Below are 17836 nucleotides of genomic sequence, written 5' to 3'. Positions count from 1 at the left end.
ATACACAGGGACACCTGTTGGCTCCCAAGCCGTTGTTGCCTGAGCCAGAGGTCGCCATTCTTCTACCCAAAGGAAAAATTGTGGCGTCGGCGTCGTCAGCCACGTCCCATGCAAAACTGCCATGGAATTATTTTAGTTGCCGCTTTGAGGCGAGGAGAGATTCCAGCTCAGCAGGAGGCAGGGGTCGCGACAGCAGATAGCCTTGGCCGTAGTTACAGCCTAATTTCTTGAGATGTTTTAATTGTTTTTCGGTTTCGATGCCCTCTGCGATCGTACCGAATCCGAGATGGCGAGCCAACATTATAATCATTTCAACGATACGGTAGTTTGTCGGGTTATCCAGTTCCTGCACAAATGAGCGATCAACTTTCAAGTGGTGAATAGGTAAGCGATGCAGGTAGCTCAAACAGGAATACCCTGTCCCAAAATCGTCAATGCTAATTTCAATGTCGCGATCGCCCAGGCCCTGGAGGAGGGCTATCATCTCTTCCCCCAAATCCAAGGCCATCCGCTCCGTCAGCTCCAAAATTAACTGTCCCTTAGCAAGGGGATAGGTCTGGCGCAGCCCATCCAACTGTCTAAAAAAGTGGGGATGTTTTAGAGTTTTAGCACTGATGTTGACGCTGAGAATGAGATTGCCTATGTGGCGAAAGCGCTGTTGCCACTCGTAAAATTGGCGGCAGGCCTGCTCCAACACCCACCGATCTAAAGCGTCGATTAAGTCGGTATCCTCAGCAATCTGCACAAAGTGTGCAGGAGAAATCATCTCTCCCGTCGGATGACGCCAGCGCACTAAAGCCTCCATGCCCGCCAATTGCCGTTTTCCCAAATCAAAAAAGGGCTGATAGACGATTTGCAGACTGCTGTCTTTTAGGGCATGGCGCAGGTCATGCTCTAGGCGCACTGCTTGCCAAACCGCTGTCTGCATTTGCAAATCAAAGAGGGCATAGCCACCCCGCTGGTGCATCTTAGCTCGATGCAGGGCAATGTCAGCATCCCGCAGCACCTGAAAACTATTGTCGTACTCCCCATGGGCAAAGACAATGCCTATACTGACATTGACAATCAGTTGCAGTTCATCTACGGCTAGGGGGGTTTCCAAGTCCTGCAGCAGGGCTTCAGCAAGCCCAATGGCCTCTTGCCGCTGCCGCAGATGCGTTGCCAAAATCACAAAGCGATCGCTACCAAAGTAGGCCACCAGATGCTGCGAATCCACCCGTTGCCGCAGGCGCTTGCCAAGAGCCTGGAGAAAGCGATCGCCCACCTGATGTCCAAGGCTGTCGTTGATGAGCTTAAAGCGATCGACATCCACAAAGAGTAGAGCATAGTGGAAGTCCGACTGGCGGTGCGCTTGAGCAATGGCTTTGGTCAGTTCCTCGGTCAAATAGTAGCGATTGGGTAGGCCGGTCAGGGAATCGTAGTAAGCTTGCTGTTTCAATTGCCCCTGTACCTGAATCCAATTGGTGACATCGCGGGAGGCGGTTTGCAGGTACAGAACCCGCCCTTGGGAGTCTCGGCGGGCTTTCACCAAGGTTTCTAGCCAGCGCAGGCTGCCATCGGCAGTAACCATGCGATGGGTAATTGGCCAGAACCGCTCCTGCTGCCTCATTTGCTCTAACTCTTGGCTAACCCGCGATCGCTCCTGCGGTGGACAGAATTCGGCAAAGGGGCGACCGATCATTCCTTGGGGAGCAATTCCCAGCAGCGCCTCACAGGACGGACTGACGTAGAGACATCGCCCTTGGGAATCTAGTAAGCAAATAATGTCACCGGTGTTCTCCGCCAAGAGACGATAACGCTCCTCACTTTCTCTGAGGGCAATTTCTGTTTGTTTGCGCTCGGTAATATCCAGTTGGGTGCCGATGACTTTACAGGGTTGTCCCTTCTCATCACACAGCAGCGTTGTATTAGCGTAAAACCAGCGATAGGAGCCGTCGCGATGCCGCAGCCGAAACTCTAAGGTACAGGGAGACGCCTCCTGCAAGAAAGCACTAAAGAAGGCAATGGCAGATTCCCTATCCTCAGGGTGAAGGCGGTTGCGCCAGTCCTCCAAAGTAAAGCTGGCGGTGGGCGGTTCCCCCAGTTGCCGCTTGTAGGTTTCTGAAACCCAAAAGGTTTCCGTTGCCCAGTCGAAAGAGTAAAAACCAATTTCGGCAGTGGCCACCGCCATTTGCAGTTGCGCCTGTTGCTCCCTGAGGCGCTCTTGGGTTTGCCGCTGTTCTGTAATATCCAGGACTAAGGTATGCCAAAGGGTACTGCCATCCTCAAGCCGCTCAGGCTGTCCTGCACCCTCTAGCCAACGGATTTCCCCACTGGAGCGCACAATGCGAAATTGTTGGCACCAAGGCGTCAGGGTTGCTGCCGATTGGCAGACTGACTCCCAAGTGGCGGCATAATCTTCAGGGTGCACCAAGGCCCACAGAACTCGACCATCGGCGGCAGCCGCCTCTGCGGAAACCCCCCACATTGTTTCGCACAGGGGATTGAGGTAAAACACTTGAATTTGACCATCGGGGCGTTGCAGGTAGCGAAAGAGAGCGCCCGGCAAATTCAGGGCGGTGCGGCGTAGGCGCTCTTCACTGCGGCTAAGGGCGGCTTCTACTTGACGGCGTTGGTTAAGTTCCTCCTGCAATTGTTGGTATAAGTTGGCTTGATGGATAGCCACCTCCAGTTGGGCGGCAACAGCCCGAACCAAAGAAATCTCTGCCGCCGACCAAGCATGGGAGCGGTTGGGAACCACAAGAGTCAGGCTGCCCCACAATTGGTCATTGATTCGGAGGGGAGTGAGTAACCAAGCTCCGGGAAAGGTCTGGGCCACCGTCTGATTGACGTGATCGGCAATGGCTTGGGTATCGGCAATTGCGACCACCTCCCCTTGCTTCAACTGCGCTGCAAAGGGATTGTCAGCATCGGGAATTTCATAGCCTATGGCTCGTTCCCCATTGCCCCCTTGACAGCAAGCGGCGAGAGTGCGCCACACCTGCGCTGCCGGTAAGTACTGCACCACATGGGCATCCACCCCTAGCCCCATTTGGGCAATCTCACACACTGCCGTCTGAAAAATGGTCTCTAGGTCAAGGGAGTTGCGGATGGCTTGGGTGACGCGGTTGAGGGTTTGCTCCCGCCACAACTGTTCTTTGAGGGCGGTAATATCGCGACCAACCGATTGAATTTCTTGCAGTTGGCCTTGGGCATCAAAGATGCCCAAATTCATCCATTGCGTCCAAATCCAAGTTCCTTGAGGATTGAGGAGGCGGTTTTCGGTTGCAAAGGTGGGTGCTTCTGGCGTAAGACGGGAGAGGCAGTCCAGCAGGAGGGTCAAATCTTCAGCAGGAATAAATTCACCCCAGCAATGACCCAGCACCTCCTTAGGAGGATATCCCACAGCCCGACAGAAGGCCTGATTCGCAAAGGTAATTGTGGTGGTGGGCGTAGAGCGTACTACAAAGTCGGTTTGGGTTTGGATAAGGTCGCGGTAGCGGTTGGCCTGCTCTTGGAGATGGTTGGTTAAGATAGCTTGTTCTATTTCTTGCTGCTTGCGATCGCTGATGTCAATATAGGCAGCAACACTGGCAACTACTTGTCCTTGGGGGGTCAACAGAGGAATGCCATAGACTTCAAGACTCACCCGTTCCGATTGCCGCTGCACATCTAACTCAACAGGGCCAACGCAAACTCCTTGCAGAGCGACAATGGCCGGCAGCTCTTCTTTGGGATAGGGGCGATCGCTATCGCAAAGGTAAACCCGAAGATTGGCTTCAATGTCAGCGCAGGGGTAGTTTGGTTCAGTAAAGCCCAGTAGCTTTCGTCCCCGCGGGTTAGTGTACACTAACTGTCCCGACAGGTTATACAGGCAAATGCCCACGGGCAGCGCCTCGAAGAGGGTCTCCAAGTAGTGATCGGTTTCCTCCCCAACAAGCTTTTGCAGAACATTAATGAGACCACTCTTTTTCAAAGCAACCCCAGGCAAGGGAGAAAAATTTGACATATCAACAACACTAAGGAGTCTTGGGGAGGAACACTAAACAGATGTACTTTAGTCATTGCCTATATTTTAATCGGTGCCGCAGCTTGACTATGTTATCCCGTTAACCAGTTGGTCGAACAATTATTAAATTAGCGTCACTATGTCCTAAGAAGTGAAAGAAATTACTAAGACTCGGTTCAGATTCGACAATAGCGCTTTACCCAGTGACAGCGCCTATCCAGCCAAAACAGCACTCCACCTTACCCCTGTGGCTAGGAGCGGATTCCAGCTTTGCAAAAACAGCCCCCTTGGAACACCGCCGCTCAAAGATAAAAATCGTTGATCTGTTGCCTAGGTGTGTTGCTGCTTTAGGTCGTGGCTGCTCTCCTCAGCAACTATTTTTGAAATGACCTGCGTTTTGGGCATTTAGCCATTTGGCATACAAATCAGGTCGCCGTTGGCGAGTGCGTTCAATTTGTTGTGCCCGTCGCCACGCCGCAATTTCCCCGTGGTGACCGGAAAGCAAGACCGGCGGCACTGACCAGCCTCGAAATTCCGCAGGTCGGGTGTAGTGGGGATAGTCCAGCAGGCCGTCTTCAAAGCTCTCTTGGTGCAGGGAGGCAGCTTTGCCTACGGTGCCGGGCAAGAGTCGCAGCACGCCATTGAGAATAACCAGAGCGGGAATTTCACCACAGGTAAGCACAAAGTCACCAATGGAGATTTCTTGGGTCACGAGGTGCTCAACAACCCGTTCATCCACCCCCTCATAGTGGCCACACAGGATCACCAACTGATCCCGCTCCTGTGACCAGTGCCAAAGATGTTGTTGGGTGAGGGGTTCTCCTTGGGGCGTAACATAGATTACTTCACGGCGGGGTAGAGAGGGCAGGGATTCCACGGCGGCAAAGAGGGGTTCCGGCTTCATGACCATGCCGACACCGCCGCCGTAGGGTTCATCATCCACCCGCTGGTGCTTATCGGTAGTGAACTTGCGGGGATTAGTCAAGACCACCTCGGCAATTCCCCGCGCCAAAGCCTTCGCCATCAGGCCGCTGCTGAGGGGAGAGGCAAAGAATTCGGGAAAAAGCGTAATAATGTCAAAGCGCATCACTGACGCCGGCAGGACAGGGAACCGTAGTAGGCAAGGGCGCGCAATTGGCTGAGGGCACAGAGCTGCTCCTGTTTCCACGCCTGCTGTGCCTCTGGAGCAGGTGGGGGCGCTTTAACCCCAAAGAGTTGATAAATCAGGGGGGAGCGATCGCGCCGCAACCGCACAACGGCATAGTTCCCCTCCCTGAGATGAGCGGCTTTTGCCAAGGCGTTTAGGGCTTCAGGGCGACTCAGGGTGCCATCAATGAGGCCATACTGTTTGGCTTGATCGTTGCTGAAAATCATCGCTCCCATTTGATTGCGGATGACCTGCGGCGAAATGCCACGGGCTTGGGCAACATGGGCAACAAACTTAGTGTACTCCTGCTCAAGCCCCCTTTGGAGAACCGCTATTTCCTCAGGGGTGAGGCGACGGAAGGGGTTGCCCATATCTTTGCTGCGACCAGCGCTGAGGGTGCGCTCTTCAATGCTGTTGGCAGTGACACCCCCCTGAAGTAGGCCATTGTTGAGACTGGTGGGGCGATCATAATAGAGCACACTGGGGCCTAGAATACCAATACTGCCAATCATACTGCCGTAATCCGCGTAGATCCGATCCGCCGTCACCATAGCCCACACCCCGCCGGAGGCAGCAATGCCCTCAATAAAGGCATAGACCGGTTTTTGAGTAGCTTTGCGATAGTTTTTAATGCCGTCGGCGATCGCCTGCGAGCCAAAGATGGTGCCACCGGGCGTACTGATATTGAGAAAGACGGCCTGAATTGTTTTATCCTGGGCAGCATCTGCCAACTGCTGCTGAACTTCATAACCGTAGGTAACGCCCCCAAGGGGAGCAAAGAACATATCCTCGTTGTTTTGCGGACTGCCTAGAATGGCACCCACAATGTCAATTCTCAGAATGCGATCGCGACTCGTTTCTTTGCCACTGATGTGCTCATAGGGACTGGTTTCACCGTCGGGCGCCCACAGGACGCCGAGGAGGGCAAAGAAGACTGTACTGCTCAAGCCCACTATCCCCAGTGTGAAGAAGACCGTCAGGGTGCCAAAGAAAATCAGGCCACAGCGGTGAAACACACTGAGCCAAAAGGGGGGAAGTGAACGGGTCATAGAGGAGGAGGAGGTTTGGGTATAATCTGAAAAGTTTTTCAGTCAAGTGTTTTACTTATTTTAGCCGCAGTCTGCGGTGTTCCCTTGTTTTTGCTCCTCATGACCCATCCTTGCCGTGTTGACCTGTCACGATTCTGTTGCGAGGTAGGTTCTCTCTACTAATGAAGCCCTCAATGACCGCTGAGCAGTATCTCAATCACCCCACCTTTGGCTTGCTCTATGGGGTCTGTCCTTTAGATGAACATCGGCAACTCTTTACAACGTTGTATGCCCAGCGGTTGTTCTTCATTGTCAGCCAAGGATCCCAAGGGATGAAGTTTGAGTCCATTAGTCGCACTGATGCGCGGATGCTCATTGAACAGCGGTTGCGATCCCTCCGTCGCCTTGGCAAAACTGCAGAATATCAAGCTCTAGAGGCCATCCATCGCCAAGCCTTCCTGTAGCGCAAGCCCCCCTATGCCTCCAAAGACATGGCAAATCAAAGAAGTAGCTGAGCAGTTGCAAATTCATCCCCAAACGCTGTACTACTACGAGCGCATTGGCCTGTTGCCACCGCCCCAGCGCACACCAACAGGCTATCGCCAATTTACCGAGGCAGACCTCGAGCGATTGCAATTTATTCAACGGGCAAAGGCCTTAGGATTTCGTCTCAAGGAAATTCACCAGCTGCTAGCTCTGCGGGAGCAGCGGACGCTCACCTGTTTTACCGTCTATGAGCAACTGCAACAGAAAATTGCTGCCATTGAAGGCCAGATGCGGGAATTGCAAGCACTGAAAAAGGAACTAGAAAATCTCCTGCAGGAATGTCACAACCGCCTTGGGACAGTGACGACCGATCATGCCTGTACCCTTTTGGAGGAGTCTGAAAAATCAGCCCTAAGCACACCCCCAGTCGCCGATACTCCTGCACTTTAGCACGCAAGGGTCACAGATGATTTTTGACATATGTCCACGCTAGTTTGGCTGCACCCACCATGCCCGCCTGATTTCCAAGGGTGGCTCGCAGGCAGTGGAGGTGATTGCGGGAAGTGGGCAGTACTCGCTCCTCCAATTCAGCAATCATCGAGGGAAAAAAGAGATCACTGGCGGCACTAATTCCCCCACCAATAATTACCGCTTCTGGGGTGAGGACGTACACCAGGCTAGCAATGCCAGCGGCTAATTCACGACCGTAGCTTTGCCAGAGGGCGATCGCCTCAGGGTCGCCATTGGTGGCACGCTCTGCCATCTCATGGGGGTCACAGCCCCACCGCCGCCGCAGGGCTTGGGCGGAAACGTGTTGTTCAAGGGAACCGCGATTGCCACTATTGCAGGGAGGGCCATTGTAGTCGAGGGTAATCAGCCCCAACTCGCCGGCAGCTCCATCCCGACCGACAAAGAGATTGCCATTGAGGATAATCGCACCCCCCACCCCCGTCCCTAGGGTGAGTAAAATAAAATCTTTGAACTGACTGCCCGCCCCTAGCCATGCTTCCCCTAGGCCGGCGCAGTTGGCATCGTTACAAATTACTGTGGGTTTGCCCGTCAAGTGTTCAAGACTGTCGCTAATGGGTACTTCGTACCAGTCAAGGTTAATGGCGCGGCGGGCAATGCGACCGCTGGCATCCACAGGCCCCGGCACGCCCATCCCAATGGCCAATGCCCGATCCTCGGCATCCAGTTCCTCAATCCCCTGCACCACGGCTTTAATCACCCGTTCTGGAAAGGGGGGCTGGGGAGTCGGCAGTGTCAGGGCATTCAGACAATCCCCCTTGGGACTAAACCGTCCCATTTTGATGGCCGTGCCACCGAGATCAACACCGATGACGTAGGGTTCGTTCACAGAGATTTTGTCGGCTTTAATTGCAGGCGATCGCGGGCATCTGTGCCCAGTTGAATGGTTCCATCCGATGGTAGCACACCTGTACTCTCTACCCGTACTTCTCCAAATCCTAGGAATATCTGCACTTGACAGGCTGCTGCCAAATCTCCGGCCCAAGCAATGATGCGGGTAATCGGCAGGGACTGGGGCAATGGTTCAGCAACCAACGGATCGGGCTAACCCGCGGTTTTCAGTTGCCGACTTAGGTGCAGAATCAATGACTCCGGCAGCGGACTATTTTGAATGGCAATACGCACTTGGGCAGGGGTGGTTAAACCTGTTTCCCGTGGGTCGGCAGGGAGCGTATCACGGAAATACTGCTCCGTTAGCCAGGCAATCCGCCGGTAATCGGGCAGCCAATCGCTGACCCGCTGCGCGGGAACAAGCTAACAGGGGAGAAGGAGAGCGCGAACGGGGTAGCCGTCCTGTAATTTTGCTGTCGGCCACAACCACGCCGACCTAGGGCAGGGCATGCCGCAAGTGACGCCTGGGGAGATACAAGCAGCGGATACGCCCTTGGCCCAGGAACCCACCGTTGGCTTCAGCAGGTCGCGGAGGATGTCAAATACCTTAGGCGCCTTCGATCCTGCGTTTCACCCTTTGGAGTCTGTGTCCTCCCCGCTAAAAGAACGGTCAACAAATTCGCAGGATACAATAATATCCACTCCATACGCAGCTCATTACGGCCAACATGCAATTTATTGACCTTGCGGAAATTCATGTCAAAGCCGGCAAAGGGGGCGACGGCATTATTGCCTTTCGCCGTGAAAAATACGTGCCGGCAGGAGGGCCATCGGGGGGCAATGGCGGCAATGGTGGATCAGTCATTCTCAAAGCCGTGTCCAATTTACAAACGCTGCTGGACTTTCGCTATGCCCATGTTTTTAAGGCAGAAGATGGCCAACGGGGCGGACCGAATAACCGCACCGGCGCCTGTGGTGCCGATCTAATTATTGAAGTGCCCTGCGGCACCATGGTCTGGGATGCCAAAACGGAGGAATTACTGGGGGACCTCACTACCCCCGGTCAAACGCTGCTGGTGGCCAAGGGGGGCAAAGGGGGTCTAGGGAATAGGCACTTCCTCAGCAATCATCAGCGGGCACCGGATTATGCCCTCCCCGGCCTAGAGGGCGAAGAGCGACACCTGCGGCTAGAACTCAAGCTGCTGGCGGAAGTGGGGATTATTGGTCTGCCCAATGCCGGCAAATCAACTCTCATTTCTGTGCTGTCGGCGGCGCGACCCAAAATTGCCGATTATCCCTTTACAACGTTGGTGCCCAACTTAGGGGTGGTGCGCCAGCCCAACGGGGATGGAACGGTATTTGCCGATATTCCCGGTCTGATTGCGGGTGCCCATGCAGGCCTGGGATTGGGACATGAGTTTCTCCGCCATATTGAGCGCACCCGTCTGCTGCTGCATTTGATTGATGCGACGGCTGAGGATGTGGTGAGCGCCTACCAAACCATTCGCAATGAATTGGTGGCCTATGGCCATGGGTTGGGCGATCGCCCGCAGATTGTTGTCCTCAATAAGATAGATGCCCTAGAGCCTTCCCAGGTCACCGCTGTTCAGGAAACCCTCACCGCGTATTTGGGAAAACCCGTGTTTGCCATTTCTGCAGTGGCTCGTCAGGGGTTGGAGCCTCTTTTAGACGCTATTTGGCAGGAACTGGGGGTTAGGGTTTCCCATCAGTATTGCTGATTCGATGGCTGCTGTTGAGGAGCGACTGAGGAAAAAATGAACACCAGAGGATTCCTTGTCTTGGGGGCGATCGCCTTGGGCAGTAGTCTAATTTTGGGGCTGTCTTCCCCCAGCCTGTGCCAACCCACCCCACTGCCCTTTCAAGAACTGGCCAATCAAATTGATCAACTGCGGCAGGAGGGCAATATCCAAGCGGCCATCCCCCTTGCGGAGCGCTTTGTCACCTTAGTAGAAAATACCCTGGGCAACGATCACCCCCTTTTGGCCGCAGCTCTCAATGAATTGGGGAAGCTTCAGGTGGAGCAGGGAAATTATGCAGCGGCACTCCCCCTTTATCAGCGAGCCTTGGCTATCTATGAGCAAACGCGCGGAGCAGATCAACCAGAGGTCTCTGCCGTCTTGAATAACTTGGCCAATCTCTATCGCGCTCAGGGGAACAATGAGGCGGCATTGCCAGTGTTTCAGCGATCGCTGGCGATCGCCGAAAAGAGTTTCGGCAGCAATCACCCTGAAGTAGCAGTCATTCTCAATAACCTCGGTCTCCTTTACACAGAGCAAAAGAACTACCCCCGCGCTCTACCTTTGTACCAACGGGCGCTGCGGATCTTTGAGCAAGCCCTAGGAGAGAAAAGTCCCTATGTGGCAACAACCCTCAACAATTTAGCGGGTTTATATCGAGCACAGAAAAATTACGCTGCCGCTTTGCCCTTGTACCAACAGGCCCTTAAGATTCGCGAACAAGTTTTACCGCAGGGTCATCCAGACATTGCTGCCAGCTTGAACAATTTAGCAACCCTCTATTTTGATCAGCGCAACTACTCAGCGGCCCTGCCCCTCTATCAACGCACGCTAGAAATTGCGCAATTGCGCCTTGGGGAAACCCATCCCAACACGGCAACGGCTCTCAGCAACCTTGCTGCTGTCTATTGGCAACTGGGAAATTTTCCCCAGACCCTTGCACTGCTGAAAAACGTCCAGGAAATTGAGGAAAAGAACCTGCGGCAAAATCTAATTGTTGGCTCAGAGGACTATAAACGCAACTACCTCAAGACCTTTCAGGACAGTACTGATGCGATACTGACACTGCATCTCCGGCATCTTCCTCAGGATTCTGAGGCCATTGCTCTGGCCTTGACAACGATCTTGCGCCGCAAAGGACGCCTACTGGATTTCCTGAGCCAAAACCAGGCGCGACTGCGCCGCCAACTGCCAGCTCCAGATCAGGCCAAACTGCAAGAACTCGCCACCCTGCGCACAACCATTGCCAACCTCGTTTTTGCCTCAGCAGAACCCGCCGCTTTACCCCAACTGCAGCAGCTGCAGGCACGGGCCAATCAACTGGAAGCTGAATTGAGTCTCCGCAGTGCAGCCTTTCGCGAACTCACCCAGCCGGTAACCATCGCCGCTATTCAACGGGCAATACCAGCCAACGCCGTTTTGATTGAATTCATTCGCTATCGCCCCTACGATCTGCGGACTCAGCAGTTTGGTGAGCCGCGCTATGGGGTCTATGTTCTGCGTCCAACCGGTCAACCCCTAGGCAAAGATTTGGGGCCTGCGGCTGAAATAGAGGCTCAAGTGCGCCAAACTCGGTTCCGGTTGGCCGATCCGCGCCTGCCCAAGAGTGAGGTACAACGGGCGGCTCAAGCCCTGGCTGCGCGGGTCATTACCCCCATTCGTCCGTGGATTGGCAATGCAACCCATTTACTCATTGCGCCGGATGGCGAGTTAAACACCATTCCCTTTCAGGCGCTGGTGGATGCCCAAGGGCGCTACTTGGTGGAGTCCTATCTGATTACCCTGCTGACCTCCGGACGTGAACTTCTACGTCTCCGATCGCGACCGGCCTCTGCAAATACCCCTTTGATTATTGCTGACCCCAGTTTTGATCACTCCCTCAGGGGGGGGTCTCAATCTGCAGCCCCACTGCGCTCCCTTGATCTGCGGGGGCTATCCTTTGCGCCTCTGCCGGGAACGGCTGAAGAAGCACAGGCTGTGAAGGCACTCTTCCCCCAAGCCCAACTGTTGAGACAAGCTGCGGCCACAGAGGCAGCGGTCAAAGCAGCAAATTCTCCCAAAATTCTCCACCTAGCGACCCACGGCTTCTTCTTGCCCCATTCGGGAAATAAGGACATCCCTGAAAACCCCCTGTTGCGATCCGGCCTGGCCTTGGCGGGGTTTAATCAACGCCAAAGGGGTTCAGACGTGGATGATGGCGTGCTCACGGCCTTGGAAGTTACGGGGATGAACCTGAGTAACACAGAATTGGTGGTGTTATCCGCCTGTGATACGGGGCGGGGAGAAGTGGTGAATGGGGAAGGGGTCTATGGGTTGCGGCGAGCTTTCACGTTGGCGGGGGCGCGATCGCAGGTAAGTACCCTGTGGAAAGTGGATGACCAAGTGACCCGCGATATGATGGTGGCCTTTTACCAAAACCTGCGCCGAGGGATGGGGCGTACAGAAGCCCTGCGGCAAGTACAGCTTCAGCGCCTCCAGAAGGAATCCCCCTACTACTGGGCGGCATTTGTCTCCAGTGGGGATTGGTCGCCCTTGACCTAATGCGAGGCTTGCCGCGCACTGAGTCGAGCCACGTGCTTTACAGTTCTGCTACCTGCTGCCATGAAAGAGAGCTAAATCGCTGGTACGATTATCGCCAGAGTTCTGCCCTGATGGACTCATTTTCCAAAATTGGATTAGGACCTGCAGTGACAACTGACCCCTCCTCAAAATCCCCGCCGCAGGGGCGATCCCTTGCCCACATTGCCACCATTGTTGCTGTGGCAACGCTGTTGAGTAAAGTGGCGGGGCTGGTTCGCCAGCAGGCGATCGCCGCCGAATTTGGTGTCGGTGCAGCGGTGGATGCCTATAGTTATGCCTATGTGATTCCGGGATTCCTGTTTATTTTGTTAGGGGGAATCAATGGGCCTTTTCACAGCTCCATCATCAGCGTAGTGCTCAAGCAGCCCCCAGAAAAAGCTGCTCCTCTCGTAGAAACCATTACCACCCTTGTGGGCGGGCTGTTGCTGCTGTTGACGGCAGTTTTGATGGTGTTGGCTGAGCCTTTAATTCAACTCATTGCTCCCGGTGCCAGTGCAGACATCCGCGCCTTAGCCACAGAGCAATTTCGGATTATGGCGCCCCTGGCGGTGCTCTCCGGTCTGATTGGCATTGGTTTTGGCACCCTCAATGCCGCCGATCACTACTGGTTGCCCTCCATTAGTCCGCTGCTATCCAGTTTGGCGGTGATTATCGGGGTTTGGTTTTTTGCCGATCACTTCGGCGCTGCGGTATTGGCTTGGGGAACCTTGGTGGGGGGAGTCTTGCAATGGTTGGTGCAAATTCCTGCCCAGTGGCAAGCCGGCATGGGGACGTTGCGCTTACGTTTTGAATTCAACCGCCCTGAAGTGCGGGAACTCATGCGGCTGATGGGGCCAGCCACCCTCTCCTCGGGGATGCTGCTCATTAGCGTCTATATCAGTCTCTTTTTTGCCTCCCAGTTGCCCGTTGGCGCCGCATCGGCTTTGAGTTATGCTCAGTTGCTATTTTTAACGCCCTTGGGAATTCTCTCCAATGTCATTCTTGTGCCCTACATGCCCATTTTTTCAAAGCTGGCGCAGCCAGAAAACTGGACAGAACTCAAGGAGCGGATTCGCCAAAGCTTGGTGCTGACGGCCTTGAGTATGATGCCGTTGGGGGCAATGATGGCGGCCTTGGCACTGCCGGCAGTGCGGGTGGTCTATGAACGACAGGCCTTTGATTTTGCGGCTTCGCAACTGGTGGCCGCGCTGCTGTTGGTCTATGCCATTGGCATGTTCTTCTACCTTGCCCGCGATGTCATTGTGCGGGTTTTTTATGCCCTTGAGGATGGCCGCACTCCCCTTTATGTCACCCTCTGGGGACTGGGCTTTAACGCCCTCTTTTGCTTCTTCTTCACCCGCGCCTTTGGGGCAGTGGGGTTAGCGATGGCCACGGTGGGCGTGAATACGGTATCGTTTATTGCCCTCACTTGGATCTTGCACCGTCGCCTGGGGGGGCTGCCTTGGGGGGAGCTACTTACCCCCTTGACTGGAATTGCCCTAGCCAGCATCCTAAGTGGCGGAGCAGGTTGGGCTACTCTCAGGGGGCTGGAGTGGCTCTGGGGACGGGATGGCTTGGGAATTCAGCTGTTACAGTTGGCGATCGCCGGCAGTGTCAGTGTTCTGATGTTTGCAGTGGCCATTTCCCCCCTCAAACTGCCAGAGCTGGACTTTTTTTTGAGCAAAGTGCGGCGGTTTTGGCCTCGGCGATACCAGTTTTGACGCTCATCCCGCTAACGCCAAAGCGTATAGCAGGAGATTCCCCGTTCACAGAGTCTTAGCTAGGGTTCCCTCGACGCTTAGGAGAGGTGCCCCAAGGGACACCCCCGCCAGAACCTCTCCAGGGGCATTTTCAGCACTGTCCGCCCGACAGCGCTTCTCGAATATTATAACCTTTAGTCGCTTCTAATGTCACTTAGTCACCTGCACAAAGTACCGGCGCCCCGCCGCTTCACCACCCCCCACGCCTGCGGCTATGGGCGGAGCACTGCGACGGATTTTGGTAGCAAACTAGAAAAATAAGGGACAATAGCGAGATACAGCCCTTTTGTATCCATCAATGTCTTGCTGGCAAGTTGATCTTTACCGTCGGCCATTGCGTACCCCCAGCGGTCTTGATCTGTGGGAACTGGTGATTTGCAACCCCGAAGACGATTTTTACTATACGACTTTTTGTCCGGAGCCACTGGTGAGCAGTACATGGCTGGTGACAGAGTTCAAAGGTTGTGGTCAGCCTTTACCGGAGCGAATCCAAGTTTTTCGCCCCCAGAGTTTAGGCTTAGTGGAACTGGCCTGCCAAGAACTGCAGATTCCCCTTGAAGCCACGCGCCGCACTCCTGCCCTCAAGCACTACCTGCGTCGGCGCGCTCAGGAGTATCCAAGCCTGAAAACCTATACGGGGGAAGCCTATGATCCCTTGGCGATTGAGCAGCCCCCCCCACTGCCGCTGCCCGAGGATATTTGGGGAGAGTCCTGGCAATTTGCAGCAATTACCCCCCCCGACTTGGAACAATTAATGCAATATCCGCTGCGGATTCTTGCCTTTGACATGGCCATGTTGCCAGAAGCTCTGGGGCTGACCTCAGAGACCCTGATTCCAGGGATTGTTCTCTACGGCGGTCGCAAGTCCCTCAAGCTTGCCCGTTGGCTTCAAGAGCAGGTGCCCTATCGCTTGGAGTTTGTGCCGGGGCAGCCCTGTGGGGTAGTGTTGCACAGTGGCTTGCGCGATCGCTGGGTTTTTTTGACCTTTGAGAATGCCGAAATGGCCAAAGCAGGAGAACTGTTTCGCGATCGCCTGCGCTCTAGCCAAGGTCTGCACTTTCTGCTCATTCAACCGACCCCCAGTGACGTCACCTACACTGCCCTGTGGTTACTCCAACCCTTGGAATAACTAGCGTCTTAGCTTTAGCTGTTCCTGTTCTAAACGTTCTTGGAGAGCACGGGTTTCATCTAAAACTGTTTCAATGCCTTCAATGTGGGTCTGGCGCACAAAATTAATTTTGACTTCCTCCAGCCACACCACCAGCAGGTCTTGAATTACCTTGCCGATCTCTTCCTCTTGGAGTTCAGCGCTGAGGGTTTGGCCAAATTTTTGGGCCAGTTGACTCACCAGTAATACTCCTTCACGGTGGGAATTACCTTGGTTTTTGCTGGCTTGCTCCAACAGTAGAAAGAGGCGATCGCTCATCTGCTTGGCAAGGGATTGGCGCCAGTGGATGGATAAAGCCTCAAGGGGCGGCATTTCTAGTAAGCGCCGATAGGGGGATGCTTGCCGCAGTAGTTGATCCAAACTGTAGGCTACCAAGGTTTCCACTTCCGGTCGCAGTTGGGGGAGCACACGGTAAATCACCACTTGCCCAACCAAGGCCGCCAACTCCCCTAGTTCGTCTATGTTGTTGAGATGCTGACCGTCTCGGGGGAACCAGCGACTGAATTGGCCGCGACGAATTGCTTTTTGCAGTTGGCTGAGGACTTGCAGGACCACCACTTCCGAAACATCGGTGGCGATCGCTGCTACTAAGCCTTGAGAAGCCTGCCGTTCAAGGCTATCCAAACAAATAATATCCGCTTGATCAAGGCGAATCGTGACCGGGATCAGCCGCAGCCATGCCCAGGTCGGTGCCAACCACCAAAACGGGAAAAAGAGTAAGACATCGTACCAACGCCAGACCATGGCATCTCGCCAACGCACACCGCGATATTGCCGACTCAGCCAGAACGTCCGCCCCAAGAACTCCACAAAAAAGAGGAGATTAAAGGGAACATCGAGGGTACCAAAGCGGTTGATAAAGTCACCATCCTCCCCATAGGCACGCCAGTAGTTGGTCGCCAGCAGGGGGAGAACTTGTCCCTCAAACCATGTGAGGTTCGCCTGCCACGCTTGGGCATTAATGTACTCCCCACTCCAAAAGCGCGCAAAGGACTGTTTTGCGGAGGCATCGCGACGGCCAAAAACCTTCTGCCGCATTAGGTTCTTAATTTGTTCGAGGGTGCCCGTCTTATTGGCCAAGGCAAAGGGGTCAGTGTCCACCATCGTTGTGCTTTGCTGGCGCAACTGAGCCAACAGCTCTTGAGTGGCTGGGGCGTCCACACCTTGCTCAGCGATCGTTTGCCGTAGCTTGGCGACGGTTGCAATGTAGGCTTGGGTGGTGCGGTGGGGTTCAATGCCCTTGATGGGATCGTAGAGGGAAGTAATGGGTAAGGGTTGAGGCAAATAGATGATCCGCTGAATTAGGGGAATACGCACCTTACCCAACAGCCAAAAATCCCGCAGGGGAATATAGGTAAGGTCAAAAAGCACCAAGAGGAAATTGAGGCTGGCGATCGCCACCATGATCCGTTCATAGGTTCGATTGAGGGGCTTGTCAAACATTACCCCCCCAAACGGAGGCGAACGTAGCCCGCCTGTTCAATCAGTAATTGGCCTTGATCGCTCAGCAATAAATTGGCATAGGCTCGGCCGGCTTGGGCATCCAGCGTGTTATCGTCCTTGGCAATCACAAAGAGACGGCGGGTAATGGGGTACGTCCCATCTTGAAATGCTCTGTGGTTGAGAACATTGCGCTGCCCTGGGCATTGGCTGGGATCAACATAGGGTTCGCGATAAGGGGGGATGTACTGATTGGGCTGCCGCCCCAAAGGTAAAGGGCGAATTGTACACTGACCAACAATTTCCGGCGCCGATCCATAGTAGATTCCTCCCAAGGTAGTGGACACACGCCGTAGGCCATCGGTGGTATCGCGCACAAGAGTGACATTGGCACCTAAGGGCTGGCCGCCTAAGACTTCCTGGATAAAATACTCCACGGTGCCGCCGTCCTCAGGGCGACGGGAAAATGCCGCAATCGCCAGATTCGGACCTCCCAGTTGGCTCCAATTGGTCAGCTTGCCGGTAAAGATGTCCACCACCTGCTGCACCGTCAATCCGGGGATGTTGAGGCGGGGGTGAACCGCGATCGCCAGTCCGTCAATGGCTACCGGAATTTCCACCAACTTTAGTCCTTTAGCCGCTGCTTCCTGTCGCTCTTGGGAATTTAGAGGCCGCGAGGATTGGGCAAATGCCAACTGACCGTTCAGCAACATGCGGATACCACTTCCCGAACCGGGGGTGCCGCTTGGCGGGTTCGTATAGCGCAACTGAAAATTCGGCCAAACCCGTAGGAAAACGGGATCGACCACCCCTCGAATTGGTGCCCACGTGGTGCTACCACCATAGGCAAATATGCCGTTGGGAACTCCCTTGACCTCGTTAAATGTTTTGGCTGCTGGCTCAGCAGCAACCTCAGGACTAGCAGTGGATGTTGGCGGCGAGGGCTGCGAGCCAATATTATTTAGAAACTGGGGCAAGAGGTTCTGACGACCCAGTAACCGCATCACTAACACCCCACCTACCCCCAGCAGCCCCAATGTAAAAACTAAGGAAACGAACAGGGCAAAAACATTAGAATTGCTGCGTGCCATAGATAACCTTTGGGAATGATCTCGCCCCTAGCCTACCGCAACTTGAGGCTCCC

13 protein-coding genes are annotated in these 17836 nt (G+C 54.5%); 6 read left to right on the top strand and 7 right to left on the bottom strand.

Annotation, left to right across the window (positions count from 1 at the left end; genetic code table 11):
* Positions 1-127: 127 nt before the first annotated feature.
* From Q0711_RS00350 to Q0711_RS00340, 3 genes are all read right to left on the bottom strand, one after another.
* Positions 128-3988, bottom strand: coding sequence for an EAL domain-containing protein (locus tag Q0711_RS00350; RefSeq protein ID WP_299041241.1), 3861 nt, complete (start codon positions 3986-3988; stop codon positions 128-130).
* A gap of 367 nt (positions 3989-4355) precedes the next feature.
* The gene (trmD, locus tag Q0711_RS00345; protein ID WP_298614185.1) at positions 4356-5075 is read right to left on the bottom strand and encodes a tRNA (guanosine(37)-N1)-methyltransferase TrmD; all 720 of its coding nucleotides are present in this window, start codon (positions 5073-5075) and stop codon (positions 4356-4358) included.
* A complete protein-coding gene (locus Q0711_RS00340; protein ID WP_298614187.1) occupies positions 5075-6184 on the bottom strand; it encodes a S49 family peptidase in 1110 nt (369 codons plus the stop codon). The genes trmD and Q0711_RS00340 overlap by 1 nt, the downstream gene beginning before the upstream one ends.
* Positions 6185-6357: 173 nt before the next feature.
* On the opposite strand from Q0711_RS00340, the gene pipX reads away from it, so the two are divergent.
* Both pipX and Q0711_RS00330 read left to right on the top strand, forming a co-directional pair.
* Positions 6358-6627: a transcriptional coactivator PipX gene (gene pipX / locus Q0711_RS00335; protein WP_298617899.1), complete on the top strand. Its 270-nt coding sequence runs from the start codon at positions 6358-6360 to the stop codon at positions 6625-6627.
* A gap of 13 nt (positions 6628-6640) precedes the next feature.
* On the top strand, positions 6641-7099 hold the full coding sequence (locus tag Q0711_RS00330; RefSeq protein WP_298614191.1) for a heavy metal-responsive transcriptional regulator: 459 nt from the start codon (positions 6641-6643) through the stop codon (positions 7097-7099).
* A gap of 10 nt (positions 7100-7109) precedes the next feature.
* Here the strand turns inward: Q0711_RS00330 and Q0711_RS00325 are convergent, their stop codons facing one another.
* The gene (locus Q0711_RS00325; RefSeq protein ID WP_298614192.1) at positions 7110-8006 is read right to left on the bottom strand and encodes an ROK family protein; all 897 of its coding nucleotides are present in this window, start codon (positions 8004-8006) and stop codon (positions 7110-7112) included.
* Complete coding sequence (locus Q0711_RS00320; protein ID WP_298614194.1) at positions 8003-8212, bottom strand: hypothetical protein; 210 nt, start codon at positions 8210-8212, stop codon at positions 8003-8005. Before Q0711_RS00320 ends, Q0711_RS00325 begins: the two co-directional genes overlap by 4 nt.
* A gap of 524 nt (positions 8213-8736) precedes the next feature.
* On the opposite strand from Q0711_RS00320, the gene cgtA reads away from it, so the two are divergent.
* From cgtA to Q0711_RS00300, 4 genes are all read left to right on the top strand, one after another.
* Complete coding sequence (gene cgtA / locus Q0711_RS00315; protein WP_298614196.1) at positions 8737-9747, top strand: Obg family GTPase CgtA; 1011 nt, start codon at positions 8737-8739, stop codon at positions 9745-9747.
* A gap of 36 nt (positions 9748-9783) precedes the next feature.
* Complete coding sequence (locus Q0711_RS00310) at positions 9784-12306, top strand: CHAT domain-containing protein (protein WP_299041238.1); 2523 nt, start codon at positions 9784-9786, stop codon at positions 12304-12306.
* Positions 12307-12452: 146 nt separating this feature from the next.
* Positions 12453-14045: a murein biosynthesis integral membrane protein MurJ gene (gene murJ / locus Q0711_RS00305; RefSeq protein ID WP_298614200.1), complete on the top strand. Its 1593-nt coding sequence runs from the start codon at positions 12453-12455 to the stop codon at positions 14043-14045.
* Between the two features lie 337 nt (positions 14046-14382).
* Positions 14383-15213 (top strand): Tab2/Atab2 family RNA-binding protein, encoded by an 831-nt coding sequence (locus Q0711_RS00300; protein WP_298613848.1) that lies wholly within the window; start codon positions 14383-14385, stop codon positions 15211-15213.
* On the opposite strand, the gene Q0711_RS00295 is transcribed toward Q0711_RS00300, so the two are convergent.
* Together Q0711_RS00295 and Q0711_RS00290 are read right to left on the bottom strand one after the other, a co-directional pair.
* Positions 15214-16695 (bottom strand): hypothetical protein, encoded by a 1482-nt coding sequence (locus Q0711_RS00295; protein ID WP_298617341.1) that lies wholly within the window; start codon positions 16693-16695, stop codon positions 15214-15216.
* A complete protein-coding gene (locus Q0711_RS00290; protein WP_298613852.1) occupies positions 16695-17783 on the bottom strand; it encodes a PstS family phosphate ABC transporter substrate-binding protein in 1089 nt (362 codons plus the stop codon). Before Q0711_RS00290 ends, Q0711_RS00295 begins: the two co-directional genes overlap by 1 nt.
* Between the last annotated feature and the right edge of the window lie 53 nt (positions 17784-17836).

Source organism: uncultured Thermosynechococcus sp., from assembly GCF_937958135.1.
Classification (GTDB): Bacteria; Cyanobacteriota; Cyanobacteriia; order Thermosynechococcales; family Thermosynechococcaceae; genus Thermosynechococcus.
The sequence above is the reverse complement of the archived record's forward strand: the minus strand, read 5'-3'. Positions and strand labels throughout refer to the sequence as shown.

Coding starts and splice junctions, on each gene's coding strand:
- Q0711_RS00350 (WP_299041241.1), bottom strand. CDS start 3,988: ATGTCAAATTTTTCTCCCTTGCCTGGGGTTGCTTTGAAAAAGAGTGGT.
- trmD (WP_298614185.1), bottom strand. CDS start 5,075: ATGCGCTTTGACATTATTACGCTTTTTCCCGAATTCTTTGCCTCTCCC.
- Q0711_RS00340 (WP_298614187.1), bottom strand. CDS start 6,184: ATGACCCGTTCACTTCCCCCCTTTTGGCTCAGTGTGTTTCACCGCTGT.
- pipX (WP_298617899.1), top strand. CDS start 6,358: ATGACCGCTGAGCAGTATCTCAATCACCCCACCTTTGGCTTGCTCTAT.
- Q0711_RS00330 (WP_298614191.1), top strand. CDS start 6,641: ATGCCTCCAAAGACATGGCAAATCAAAGAAGTAGCTGAGCAGTTGCAA.
- cgtA (WP_298614196.1), top strand. CDS start 8,737: ATGCAATTTATTGACCTTGCGGAAATTCATGTCAAAGCCGGCAAAGGG.
- Q0711_RS00310 (WP_299041238.1), top strand. CDS start 9,784: ATGAACACCAGAGGATTCCTTGTCTTGGGGGCGATCGCCTTGGGCAGT.
- Q0711_RS00300 (WP_298613848.1), top strand. CDS start 14,383: ATGTCTTGCTGGCAAGTTGATCTTTACCGTCGGCCATTGCGTACCCCC.
- Q0711_RS00295 (WP_298617341.1), bottom strand. CDS start 16,695: ATGTTTGACAAGCCCCTCAATCGAACCTATGAACGGATCATGGTGGCG.
- Q0711_RS00290 (WP_298613852.1), bottom strand. CDS start 17,783: ATGGCACGCAGCAATTCTAATGTTTTTGCCCTGTTCGTTTCCTTAGTT.